Below are 12821 nucleotides of genomic sequence, written 5' to 3' on the forward strand. Positions count from 1 at the left end.
GCGATGCGACTGTGGGTCCGGCTCTCCGCCGCGATCGCCGGGACGGCCGCGTTCGGCGCCCTGACCCTCGGCTACGCGGTGCACAAGGCGACCGAGCGGAACCGGCTCGCCAACGGGCGGCAGCTCATCGACCAGCGCCTCCAGCTCGCCGCCGAGGCCTACCTGGAGCAGGGCGGCACCCCGTTCGGCGTGACCGTCGACGACCCCGGCGTGCCACCCGAGCTGGCCGAGGCGGCCCGCGCCGGCAACCGGGCGACCTACCTCCAGGAGACCGACGACGGGCCGCTGCTGTGGGCGGCCACGGTCGTCGACGGCGAGATGCTCTCGGTCCGCTCCTCCTACCAGGCGGAACGCGACGCGTTGCGTGAGCTGGACCAGACCCTGACGTTGGCGGGCCTGGTGACCGTGGGCGGGGCGAGCCTGCTCGGCGTCCTGCTCGCCGTCGGCATGTCCCGCCGCCTGGGCGCCACGGCGCGCACCGCGCGGCGCATCGCCGAGGGCGAGCTGGACGCGCGGGTCCGCGACACCATCGGCACCAGGGGCAGGGACGAGGTCGCGGAGCTGGGCACCGCCATCGACGCCATGGCCGCGGCCCTGCACGACCGGCTGGAGGCCGAGCGCCGGGTGACCGCCGACATCGCGCACGAGCTGCGCACCCCGGTCACCGGACTGGTCACCGCCGCCGAGCTGCTGCCGCCCGGCCGGCCCACGGAGCTGGTCCGCGACCGGGTCCGCGTCATGCGCCGGCTGGTGGAGGACGTGCTGGAGGTGGCGAGGCTGGACGCGGGGGCCGAGTCGGTCGAGGCCGAGGAGGTCCTGCTCAGTGAGGTCGTGCGCGGCGCGGTGGCCGAGTCCACCGAGCCCGGCGGCGAGCCCGCGTCCTCGCTCACCGTCGAGCGGGACGCCGTGGTCTCCACCGACCCGCGCCGGGTGCGGCGCATCCTCACCAACCTGCTCGCCAACGCGCACCGGCACGGCGCGCCGCCGGTGGAGGTGCGGGTCGTGGGCGCGACCGTCGAGGTCCGCGACCACGGGCCGGGGTTCCCCGAGGAGCTGTTGGAGCTGGGGCCGCAGCGCTTCCGCACCGGGGCCAGGGAACGGGGCAGGGGGCACGGGCTCGGCCTGACCATCGCGAGCGGGCAGGCCGCCGTGCTGGGCGCCCGGCTGACCCTGGCCAACGCCCCCGACGGCGGCGGGCTGGCCGTGCTCGACCTCCAGCCGCGTCCGGCGGAGCGGCCGGGGTAGGTCCCGGTCCCCGTCGGTGCTGGGCCAGGGCGGCGCTGGGCCAGGACGGTGCTGGGTGAGAGCGGTGCTGGATCAGGGCGGTGCTGGATCAGGGCGGCGCGGCACGACGCGAGGCCCGCGGCCGGACTCGGCTGACGTCGTGTGATCGGCCATCGCCTGACCGGGGATGACCCGATCGGATGCCGTCGGGGCTGTGGTACCCAACCACATGCGTCGACGCCGGGCCCGTGAGGCGCCCCTGTGGTGGATTCGGACTGTCAACGAGGCCGTCGCGCACGGCGTGCCCGACACCAGACTCGGCCGGCCGGACGGCTGGCGGATCGGCGCGCCGGGGACCTACGTCGCGGTGTGCGGTCGTCCCGTGCTGCCAGCTCCCTCGCACATGAGCCCGTGGGTGCCCCGGTGCGGGCGCTGTCGGTCGTGGGCGCGTCGGTGGGCTGACCTGCCGTGGCCCCAGCTTCCGTGGCGTGAGCCGGACCTGGACGACGACGACTGACCACGACGGGCCTGGTCACTTCGGGATGAAGTCGTCGACCCGCACCGGCGCCGACAACAGGCGGTAGCCGTGCATCAGGTCCGCCACGCGCTGGATGCGCACGGAGGTCAGCGTCAGCGGGTAGGCGCCGTGGGCCATCAGCGCTGCGGTGCCGGGGTCGATGCCGGCGTAGGTGGGCAGGGTCCTGACCACCTCGGCGCGGTCGGCGCCCCGGTGCTGGGACTCGACCAGCGCCGCGCGGAACGCCGCGAGCGTCCTCGGGTTGCGCTCGGCGAACCTCCGACCGCAGACGTAGCCGGAGCGCGGCATGTCGGCGGTGGGGCCGGTGGCGGTGTCGGCCAGCAGTCGGGTCCCCGAGGTGATCTGGAGACTGGTGATGTAGGGCTCGATCATCCACGCCGCGTCCGCCTCCCCCGAGGTCAGCGCCGCGTTCATGGACTCGAACGGGAGGTGGACCCACTGGACGTCGCCGGGGCCGACGCCGTGGGAGCCGAGCGCCGCGGAGGTGAGCAGCACCCCGAGCCCCCTGGGGTTGTTCACCGCGATCCTGGGCTTGGGCCTGTCCCCGAGCTTGCGGTAGGTCGACTGGGCGGGGATCACCAGTCCCGTGGTCAACGGGGCGGACTGGTAGGCCTCCCCGACCAGGCGCAGGTCGGGGTTGGACCCGTAGTTGGCGAACACCGAGACCCAACTGTCGAACAGCACGTCGACGGGGCCGGAGTCCAGGTCGACCCGGTTCTCCCCCGCCAGGTCCATCTGCACCATCTCCAGGCGCAGCCCGTGCCGGGCGAAGATCCCCTCCCGGTCGCCGATGTGCAGCGGGGCCACGTCGGGCACCGGGAGCACGCCCACGCGCACGACGTCCTTCTCCGGCCGGTCGGGGTGCGACGCCCCGTCCGGGCGCGGGGCCTCGCCACCGCACCCGCCGAGCAGCCACGCGCCGCCGGCGGCGAGTCCGCCGGCCAACAGCGTGCGCCGGCTCGTGCCCCGGGTGGTCCCACCGGCGGCCACAGGTCCGCGACTGGTCATTTCCCGTCCCCTCGCCGGGTGGTTCTCCCGGCGTCGCTCGCGCCTGTCCGTCACCGCGTCGGACACCGGGCAGAACGAGGGAACGACGAATTCCGGCTCGCGCCGGAGACGTCATCGAATTCCTTTTCTGGTTCTGGCCGCCATCATCGCCGGAACGCGTCACGCGCATTCCGGTCGTGGCTGTTCCCGGCCGGCCCCGCGATCCCCGACCAACGGCGTTCGCCGTGGTCGGCGCGGGACCGGCCGAACGGTGTCCTCGTGGAGCACGGACGGTAGAGGACGTTCGTCCGTCACGGAACCGACGAAGGTTGTAGGCCGGATGGCGTAATCCGGACGGAGTAACGGCGGAGCGGCGCTGGTCCGGTTCGCCCCTGGCCGACGAGGGGCCGGAGGACGGGTGGGACCGTCTTCCGGCCCAGCTCAGGGGCGTCGCGCGTCCTCGCCCGTTTCTTTCCGACCGTCACGGAAGGAAGGGAGTTTCGCGCGGCCCGGGGTCATGCGGAACGAATTCCCATACGGCGGGGGAATAATGATCTCCGCCGCGCTATCCGGCGGTCCTGGCCCGTTCTCGTTCCCGGAGTTCGCGCCGCAGGATCTTCCCGGCCGCGGACTTGGGAATGCTGTCGACGAACTCCACCGCGCGCACCTTCTTGTGCGGTGCCACGCGCTCGGCGACGAACGCCAGCACGGCTCCGGCGTCGAGGTCCGCCGCGTCCCGCGAGCGCACCACGAACGCCTTGGGCACCTCCTCGCCGTCGACGGCGGTCCCGATCACCGCGGCGTCGGCGATCCCCGGATGGGACAGCAGCACGGCCTCCAACTCGGCCGGGGGCACCTGGTACCCCTTGTACTTGATCAGCTCCTTGAGCCGGTCGACCACGAAGAAGTTGCCCCGGTCGTCGACGCGGCCCACGTCCCCGGTGTGCAGCCAGCCGTCCCGGTCCACCAGGGCGTCGGTCTCCTCCGGCCGGCCGAGGTAGCCCCTCATCACCTGCGGGCCCCTGATCCACAGCTCGCCGACGCCGTCGGTGTCCTCGCCGGTCGCGGGGTCGACGACCCGGCACTCGGTGTTGGCCACCAGCTTGCCGACCGTGCCCGGCGGCGTCGCCTCGTCGTGGTCAGGGACCACGTGGGAACACGGCGACAGCTCCGTCATGCCGTAGCCCTGGACGACCGGACAGCCCACCCGGCGCGCCGCGGCCTCCGCCAGCTCCTGGTCCAGCGGCGCGGCCGCGCTGAGGACGGTCCGCAACGACGACAGGTCATAGCGGTCCACCAGGGGGTTCTTGGCCAGCGCCAGCACGATCGGCGGCGCGACCGAGGCCCTGGTGACCCGGTGCTCCTGGATCACCGCGAGGAACCGCTCCAGGTCGAAGCGGGGCAGCACGACCACGGTGGCCCCGAGGTGGAGCGGGTGATTCAGCAGGGTGGTGAGGCCGTACATGTGGAAGAACGGCAGCACGGCGACCGTCGTCTCGCCGGGGCCGAGCCGCACCGCGGAATGGGTCTGCACCAGGTTGGCCACGATGTTGCGGTGGGTCAGCATGACGCCCTTGGCGCGCCCGGTGGTGCCCGAGGAGTAGGGCAGCACCACGACGTCGCTGGCCGGGTCGATCGGCACGCGGGGCTCCGGGGCCGTCGACGCCATCAGCTCCAGGATCGAGCGACGCCCCTCCGCCCTGTCACAGACGAGGACCTCGTCGACGCCCGCCGCGTCCGCCGCCGGCGCCGCCCTGTCGAGGAAGGGGGAGACCGTGACCAGCACACGGGCGCCGCAGTCCCGGAGCTGCGCGGTGATTTCGTCCACTGTGTACAGAGAGTTCACCGTGGTCACGGTGGCGCCGCACATCGACGCGGCGTAGAGGACGATCGGGAAGGCGACGGTGTTGGGGCTGAACAGGGCGAGCACGTCGCCCTTGCGCAGCCCCCACTCGGCGAGTCCGGCGGCGAGCCGGCGCACCGCCGTGTCGAGTTGCGCGTAGGTGACCCGGAGCCCGTCCGGCCCGGCGCCGTCGACGAGGGCGAGCGCGTCGCCCCGGTCGGCGGCGCCGGCGAGCACCAGCTCGTGTAACGGGAGGTCGGGGATCTCGACGTCGGGGAACGGACTGCGGTGGGGCATCGCGACCTCCCGTTGGCGGTGCTGTGTCGGGGCTGTCTCCTAGTACGAGCGGTCCAGGCCCAGCGTGTGCTGGGCGACGAAGTTCAGGATCATCTCCCGGCTGACCGGGGCGATGCGCGCGGCGCGGACCGCGCCCCACAGCGTGCCAACGCCGTACTCGCTTGTCATCCCGTTGCCGCCATGTGCCTGAACGGCGGCGTCCACCGCGCCGATCGCGGCTTCCGCCGCGGCGTACTTGGCGCTGTTGGCGTACTCCCCGGTCGCCGGGTCGTCCGCGTCGTAGGCCCACGCGGCCCTGCGCGTGGCCAGGCTGGCGAGGTCGACCTCGATGTGCGCCTTCGCGAGGGGGTGGGCCACCGCCTGGTGCGCGCCGATCGGCCGGCCCCAGACCGACCTGCTCCCGGCGTAGGCCGCTCCCTTGCTCACGGCGTAACGCCCGATGCCGCAGGCGTAGGCCGCGACGGTGATGCGCTCCGGGTTCAGCCCGGCGAACAACGCGGCCAGCCCCGCGTCCTCCCCGCCCACCAGGGACTCCTCGGGCAGGCGCGCGTCGTCGAAGAACATGGTGAACTGGCGTTCCGGCGAGGTGAACTCCATCGGGATCGGTTGGTACTCCACCCCGGGGGCGTCGTTGGGCACGAGGAACATGGCCGGGCGCAGCTTTCCCGTCCGGGAGTCGGCCAACCTGCTGACCACGAGTGTCGTGTCGGTCTCGTCCACCCCGGAGATGAACACCTTGCGGCCGGTGAGCCGCCAGCCGTCGCCGTCCCGCCGCGCGGTGGTGGTGATGCGGTGGGAGTTCGACCCGGCGTCCGGCTCGGTGATGGCGAAGGACATTCTGACCGAGCCGTCGGCGAATCCGGGCAGCCAGGTCCCGCGCTGTTCGGGCGTGCCGGACCGGGCGATCACCGTGGCGGCGATGGCCGGGGAGACCACGAGCAGCAGCAGGGGGCACCCGCCGGCCGCCAGTTCCTCGCACACGATGCTCAGCTCGGTGATGCCACCGCCGCCCCCGCCGTACTCCTCGGGCACGGCGACCCCGAGGTAGCCGAGCCGGCCGGCCTCCGCCCACAGCTCGGTGGTCTTCTCCCCGCTCCTGGCCTTCTCCACCCAGTACTCGTGGCCGTACTTCGCCGCGAGCGCGGCGACCGCCGACCGCAGCGCGCGGTGCTCGTCGCTTTCCTGGAAGTCCATCCCGCCTCCCACCACTCCCGTCATCGCGCGGGCACCCGGTCGGTTCCGCGGCCGGTCGACCCCGCCTCTCCGTTGTTCCGAGCGACGTCCGACTTCCGTGTGCGGTGGAGGATTTCCTCCGTACACAGAGGACGGTCGTCTTCGTGCGCCTTCCCGCGTGGCCCGCCGTGACCATGTCTCGTCCGGTGCTCTCGCCCGCGCGAGGTGAGAGAAGATCGAGCGCTTGTCGTCGACGTCGTCCGACTCGGGCGCACCCCGCCCTTCGCAAGGGACCCCGGCCTTCGGAAGGGACCCCGCCCTTCGGAAGGGACCCCGCCGGCGACCGCGACCCTGGGCACGGCCGACTCAGTGCACGACGGCGAGGACCGCCCCCGCCTCCACCTGGTCGCCGGCCGCGACCTTGAGCGCCCTGAGCACCCCGTCGGCCGGGGCGCGCACGGCGTGCCGCATCTTCATCGCCTCCAGCACGACCAGGTCCTGCCCGGCCCGCACCTCGTCGCCCTCGGCCGCCTCGACCGCGACCACCGTGCCGGGCATCGGCGCGAGCAGGGAGCCCTCCTCGACGGCCTCGCCCGGCTCGGTGAACCGGGGGACCTGCCGCAGCGCGACCGGTCCGAGCGCCGAGTCCACGTACACCTCGTCCCCGTACGCGCCGACGTCGAACGCGACCCGCACGCCGTCGACGTCGAGCACGACCCGCTCCGCGTCGTACCCGACCAGGGCGACCTCGGGGAACCCCTCCGCCGTCACCCCGTCCCTGGTCAGCCGGTACGCGATCTCGATCTCCTCGCCCGCCGCGAGGAACCGCTTGCGCTCCGGTTGGGAGGAGAGGTTGCGCCAGCCAGGGGGAACACCCCGCTGGACGGGGGAACGCCGCCTGGCGTCCGCCGCGTCGGCCAGGGCCGCGGCGAGCGCGGACACCTCACGCGCGCGCCGGTCGGCGAGGGGAGCGGTGAGGTCGTGCGTCGCGAGGAACGCGGTGTCGGTGTCGCCCGCGAGGAACGCGGGGTGCCGGAGGGCGCGGACCAGGAGGTCCCGGTTGGTGGTTGGCCCGTGGACGCGCGCGGAGGCCAACGCCGAGGCCAACCGCCGCGCGGCCTCCGTCCGGGTGGGTGCCCACGCGATCACCTTGGCGAGCATCGGGTCGTAGTGCGTGCCGATGACGGAGCTGCCCGCGACCCCGGAGTCCAGACGCAGCCCGTGGTCCCGTTCCCCGGTGCGGAACTCCACCACTTGTCCGTCCATAGTGGACGAACCAGTGCCGGGTCCGCCCGAGGCGAGGGCGAAGCGGTGCAGGACACCCGTTGACGGGCGCCATCCGTCGGCGGGGTCCTCGGCGTAGAGCCGAACCTCGATGGCGTGGCCGCGAGCGGGCGGGGGCCCTTCCGGGAGCCGCGCGCCCTCCGCGATGGCGAGCTGCCACCGCACGAGGTCCGACCCGGTCACGCACTCGGTGATCGGGTGCTCCACCTGCAACCGCGTGTTGGTCTCCAGGAAGAAGAACCGCCCGTCCGGCGCGAGCAGGAACTCGACCGTTCCCGCGCCGACGTAGCCGATCGCCGTGACCGCGGCGGTGGCCGCCGCGCGCAACGCCTCCCTCAGCTCCTCGTCCACCGCCGGAGAGGGCGTCTCCTCCAGCACCTTCTGGTGACGCCGCTGGAGGGAGCACTCCCGTTCCGGGAACGCCCACACCGCGCCGTGCCGGTCCGCGAGCACCTGCACCTCGATGTGCCGGCCCCGCTCCAGGTAGGGCTCGCAGAAGACGGTGCCGTCGCCGAAGGCGCTCGCCGCCTCGGCCTCGGCGTCGGCCACGGCCGTCGGGAGCGCGGACAGCGAGCGCACCACCCGCATCCCCCTGCCTCCGCCCCCGGCCGAGGCCTTGACCAGCACCGGGAGGTCCGCCTCCGTGACCTCGGCCGGGTCCAGCTCCGGCAGCACGGGCACGCCCGCCTCGGCCATCATCGCCTTCGCCGCCACCTTCGACCCCATCGCGGCGATGGCCTCCGGCGGTGGACCGACCCAGGTCAGCCCCGCGTCGAGCACGGCGCGCGCGAAGTCCGCGTTCTCGGACAGGAAGCCGTAGCCGGGGTGCACCGCGTCCGCGCCCGCGGTCCTGGCCGCGGCCACCAGCAGGTCGGCGCGCAGGTAGGTCTCGGAGGGCGCGGCCCCCGGCAGGCGCACCGCCAGGTCGGCCTCGCCGACGTGCGGCGCGTCCGCGTCGGCGTCGGAGAAGACCGCCACGGGGGAGACGCCGAGGTCGCGGCAGGTGCGGATGACCCGGCGGGCGATCTCGCCCCGGTTCGCCACGAGCAGACGAGTGATCACCGATGTCCCCTCACATCCGGAACACGCCGAACCGCTCCGCGCCGCGGACCGGTCCACTGTGGATCGCCGAGAGACAGATGCCGAGCACCGCGCGGGTGTCGCGCGGGTCGATGACCCCGTCGTCGTAGAGCCGGCCGGACAGGAACGGGGCCAGCGACTGCTGCTCGACCTGCTGTTCCACCATCGCGCGCAGGTTGGCGTCGGCCTCCTCGTCGTAGGGCTGCCCCTTCGCGGCGGCGGCCTGGCGCGCGACGATCGAGAGCACCCCGGCGAGCTGGGCGGGCCCCATCACCGCCGACTTCGCGTTGGGCCAGGTGAACAGGAAACGGGGGTCGTAGGCCCTGCCGCACATCCCGTAGTTGCCGGCCCCGTAGGACGCGCCCATCACGACGGTCAGGTGCGGCACGGCGCTGTTGGACACCGCGTTGATCATCATCGCGCCGTGCTTGATGATCCCCGCCTGCTCGTACTCCCTGCCGACCATGTACCCGGTGGTGTTCTGGAGGAACAGCAGCGGGACCTCGGCCGAGTTGGCGAGCTGGATGAACTGCGCCGCCTTCTGCGCCTCCTCGCTGAACAACACGCCGCGCGCGTTGGCGAGGACGCCCAGCGGGTACCCGTGCAGCGACGCCCACCCGGTGACCAGGCTCGTGCCGTAGCGCGGCTTGAACTCGTCGAAGTCCGATCCGTCGACGATCCGGGCGATGACCTCGCGGGGGTCGAACGGGGTCCTGAGGTCGCTGGGCACGATGCCCAGCAGGTCCTCCGGGTCGTGCGCCGGCTCGACCGGAGGGAGGGACGGCCCCGGCCCGTGCTTGCGCCAGTTCAGCCGGGCCACGATCCGCCGGCCCAGCCGCAGGGCGTCCAGCTCGTCCTCGGCGAGGTGGTCGGCGAGACCGGAGACGCGGGCGTGCATCTCCGCCCCGCCCAGCTCCTCGTCGTCGGCCTCCTCGCCCGTGGCCATCCGCACCAGCGGCGGCCCGCCGAGGAACACCTTGGCCCGTTCCCTGACCATGACGACGTGGTCGGACATGCCCGGCACGTACGCCCCTCCGGCCGTGGAGTTGCCGAAGACCAGGGTCACGGTCGGGATGCGGGCGGCGGAGAACCGGGTGAGGTCCCGGAACAGCCGGCCGCCCGGCACGAAGATCTCGCTCTGGCTCGCCAGGTCCGCGCCGCCCGACTCCACCAGGTTCACCACGGGCAGGCGGTTGGCCAGCGCGATGTCGGTGGCGCGGAAGGTCTTGCGCAACGTCCACGGGTTGCTGGCCCCGCCCCGCACGGTCGGGTCGTTGGCGACGATCAGGCACTCGACGCCCGAGATGACCCCGATCCCCGTCACGACGCTCGCGCCCACCGTGTGGTCGGTGCCCCACGCCGCGAGCGGGGACAGCTCCAGGAACGCGGAGTCCTGGTCGACCAGCAGCTCGATGCGCTCCCTCGGCAGCAGCTTGCCCCTGCCGTGGTGGCGGTCGACGTACTTGGGGCCGCCGCCGGCCAACGCCTTGGCGTGCTCCTCGGCGAGTTCGGCCAACCGGGCCAGCATCGCCTCGCGGTTGGCCAGGAACTCCGGCGACCGCCTGTCCACAGTGGATCGGAGAGTGGTCATGCGGTGTACCCCATCTGCCGGGCGGCCAGCTCGGCCAGCACCTCGCTGGCGCCGCCGCCGATGCCGAGGATGCGCGCGTCCCGGTAGTGCCGCTCCACCTCGGCCTCGCGCATGTAGCCGAACCCGCCGTGGAGCTGCACGGCCGCGTCGACGACGAACTGGCAGGCCTCCACGGCCGCGTTCTTCGCCATGCACACCTCCGCCACCACCTCCTCGCCCGCCGCCACCCTGGCGGCGACGGCCCACACGTAGGTCCCGGCCAACTCGACGCGTTGCCGCATCTCGACCAGCCGGTGCCGCACGAGCTGACGGGAGACCAGGGGGCGGCCGAAGGTCGTCCGCGCCCTGACCCACTCCAGCGCGAGGTCGAGACAGCGACGCGCGGTGGCGTGCGCCTGCGCGGCCAGGCTCAGCCGTTCGACCTGGAACTGCCGCATGAGCAGGGCGAAACCCTGGTCCTGCTCGCCGACCAGGTTGCTCGCGGGGACCACGGCGTCCACGAAGGACAGTTCCGCCGTGTCGGAGCAGTGCCACCCCATCTTGTCCAGCCGCCGGGTCACCGTGAAGCCGGGCGTGCCCCGCTCGACCACGAGCAGGCTCACCCCGCCGTAACCCGGTCCCCCGGTGCGCACGGCGGTGGTCACGAAGTCCGCGCGGGCGCCCGAGGTGATGTAGGTCTTGGCCCCGTTGACGACGAACGCGTCGCCGTGGCGCACGGCGGTGGTGCGCAGGGCGGCCACGTCCGACCCGCCGTCGGGCTCGGTCACGGCCAGCGCGCCGATCAGCTCGCCGGCCAGCGTCGGCCGGACGAACCGCTCGACCAGCTCGGGCGAGCCCCGGTCGACGATGTGTGGCAGCGCGATGCCGTGGGTGAACAACGCCGCCACCAGGCCGGACGACCCGCCGGCGAGGATCACCTCCTCGGTGACGGCCAGGGAGTCCAGCAGGCTCCCCCCGGCCCCGCCGACCTCCTCGGGGAAGCCGACGCCGAGCAGCCCGACCTCCGCCGCGCGTCGGTGCGGGTCGCGGGGAACCTCCCCGGCGCGTTCCCACTCGGCCAGGTGGGGCACGACCTCGCGCAGGACGAACCGGCGCACGGTCTCCCGCAGCGCGCGGCGCTCGGGCGCATCCCGTTCGATCACAGCAACACCTCCGGGACGTCGACGATCCGGGACCGCAACCACTCGCCGAGCGCCTTGGCCTGGGGGTCGAACCGGGTCGCGGAGGCCACCCCGTCGCCGAGCAGGCCGTGCACGACGAAGTTGACCGCGCGCAGGTTCGGGAAGTCGTGGCGGTCGACGGGCAGGCCCGCCACCTCGGGGAGCAGCTCGCGGAGCCGGTCGGTGGTCAGCTCGTGGGTCAGCCAGCGGTAGGCGGGGTCCGACCGGACCCACACGCCGAGGTTGGCGGCTCCGCCCTTGTCGCCGGAGCGGGCGCCGGCGAGGACGCCGAGCGGGACCCGGCGGGTGGGGCCGCCCGGCAACGGCCCCGGCCGTGCGACGGGCGGGTCGGGCGGCAGGGGAGTCGTCGTGGGAGGCGGGGGGATCGGGACCGACGTCCCGTCGGGCAGGACGGCCCGGTGCTCGACGGCGTCCTGCGGGACGAACGCGGCGGAGAAGACGCCGAACGGGGTGCCGTCCGTCGGCGGCGCGGTCACGTGGAAGCCGGGGTAGGAGGCGAGAGCCAGTTCGATCGCGGCGCGGGAGAACGCCTTGGCACGCGCGGGATCGGGCGTCTTGATCGTGGCGTGTAACAGGGCGCTGGCGGTCTCCTCGGTGTCCGCGTCGGCGTGGTCGGTCCTCGCGAGTGTCCACACGAGACCGTCCGGCCCCACCGCCGCTTCGAGCTGTCGTCGCGCCAGCGCCGCCTTGGCCTCCACGTCGAGACCGCACAGCACGAACGTCGTGGCGTTGCGGAACCCGCCGAGCCGGTTCACGCACACCTTGAGGTCGGGTGGGGGAGGAGCGCCCCGCACGCCGCTGATCCGCACGCGGTCGACGCCCTCCTGCGTCAGCAGCGCGGTGTCGAACCGCGCCACCACGTCCGGTCCCGCGTAGTGCGCGCCGCCGATCTCGTACAGGAGCTGGGCCGTCACGGTGTCGACCGTGACCGCGCCCCCGGTGCCGGCGTGCTTGGTGATGACCGCCGAGCCGTCGGCGGAGACCTCGGCGACCGGGAACCCTGGTCTGTCCACATCGGACAACTCAGTGAAGAAGGAGTAGTTGCCGCCGGTGGCCTGCGCCCCGCACTCCAGCACGTGGCCGGCGACGGTGGCCCCGGCCAGCGCGTCCCAGTCGTCCCGCGACCACCCGAAGTGCGCCGCCGCCGGGCCGACCACCAGCGACGCGTCGGTGACCCGCCCGGTGACGACGACGTCCGCGCCCGCGCGCAGGCACTCGGCGACGCCCCAGCACCCGAGGTAGGCGTTGGCGGTGAGCGGCGCGTCGATCCCCAGCTCACCGGCCCGTTCTCGCAGGTCGTCGCCGTCGACGTGGGCGACCCTGGTCCGGAGGCCGAGGCGGGCGGCCAGGTCGCGGAGCGCGGCGGCGAGCCCGGCCGGGTGCAGCCCCCCGGCGTTGGTCACGATCCGCACGCCCCGTTCCCCGGCGAGGACCAGGCATTCCTCCATCTGCCGCAGGAACGTCCTCGCGTACCCGAGCGCGGGGTCCCGCATCCGGTCCCTGCCCAGGATGAGCATGGTCAGCTCGGCGAGGTAGTCCCCGGTGAGCACGTCGAGCGGGCCGCCCTCCAGCATCTCCCGCATCGCGGAGAACCGGTCGCCGTAGAAGCCGGAGGCGTTGCCG

At 73.6% G+C, this 12821-nt stretch carries 9 protein-coding genes; 2 read left to right on the plus strand and 7 right to left on the minus strand.

What is annotated here, in order from left to right:
• Nucleotides 1-3: 3 nt before the first annotated feature.
• Complete coding sequence (locus LX15_RS20190; protein ID WP_253671177.1) at nt 4-1245, plus strand: ATP-binding protein; 1242 nt, start codon at nt 4-6, stop codon at nt 1243-1245.
• Nucleotides 1246-1525: 280 nt separating this feature from the next.
• Nucleotides 1526-1741 (plus strand): hypothetical protein, encoded by a 216-nt coding sequence (locus LX15_RS20195; RefSeq protein ID WP_253671178.1) that lies wholly within the window; start codon nt 1526-1528, stop codon nt 1739-1741.
• Between the two features lie 15 nt (nt 1742-1756).
• On the opposite strand, the gene LX15_RS20200 is transcribed toward LX15_RS20195, so the two are convergent.
• From LX15_RS20200 to LX15_RS20230, 7 genes are all read right to left on the minus strand, one after another.
• Nucleotides 1757-2770: an ABC transporter substrate-binding protein gene (locus LX15_RS20200; RefSeq protein ID WP_253671179.1), complete on the minus strand. Its 1014-nt coding sequence runs from the start codon at nt 2768-2770 to the stop codon at nt 1757-1759.
• A 544-nt stretch (nt 2771-3314) separates the two neighbouring features.
• A complete protein-coding gene (locus LX15_RS20205) occupies nt 3315-4889 on the minus strand; it encodes an AMP-binding protein (RefSeq protein WP_253671180.1) in 1575 nt (524 codons plus the stop codon).
• Nucleotides 4890-4928: 39 nt separating this feature from the next.
• Nucleotides 4929-6083 carry an acyl-CoA dehydrogenase family protein gene (locus LX15_RS20210; RefSeq protein WP_253671181.1) on the minus strand — a complete coding sequence of 385 codons (1155 nt, stop codon included), beginning with the start codon at nt 6081-6083 and terminating at the stop codon, nt 4929-4931.
• Between the two features lie 345 nt (nt 6084-6428).
• On the minus strand, nt 6429-8408 hold the full coding sequence (locus LX15_RS20215) for an ATP-binding protein (RefSeq protein ID WP_253671182.1): 1980 nt from the start codon (nt 8406-8408) through the stop codon (nt 6429-6431).
• 10 nt (nt 8409-8418) lie between these two features.
• Nucleotides 8419-10017: an acyl-CoA carboxylase subunit beta gene (locus tag LX15_RS20220; protein ID WP_253671183.1), complete on the minus strand. Its 1599-nt coding sequence runs from the start codon at nt 10015-10017 to the stop codon at nt 8419-8421.
• Nucleotides 10014-11159 carry an acyl-CoA dehydrogenase family protein gene (locus LX15_RS20225; protein ID WP_253671184.1) on the minus strand — a complete coding sequence of 382 codons (1146 nt, stop codon included), beginning with the start codon at nt 11157-11159 and terminating at the stop codon, nt 10014-10016. The genes LX15_RS20220 and LX15_RS20225 overlap by 4 nt, the downstream gene beginning before the upstream one ends.
• Nucleotides 11156-12781: an acyclic terpene utilization AtuA family protein gene (locus LX15_RS20230; RefSeq protein ID WP_253671205.1), complete on the minus strand. Its 1626-nt coding sequence runs from the start codon at nt 12779-12781 to the stop codon at nt 11156-11158. The genes LX15_RS20225 and LX15_RS20230 overlap by 4 nt, the downstream gene beginning before the upstream one ends.
• Nucleotides 12782-12821 lie beyond the last annotated feature (40 nt).

The sequence above is a fragment of the Streptoalloteichus tenebrarius genome, assembly GCF_024171885.1.
Lineage (GTDB): Bacteria > Actinomycetota > Actinomycetes > Mycobacteriales > Pseudonocardiaceae > Streptoalloteichus > Streptoalloteichus tenebrarius.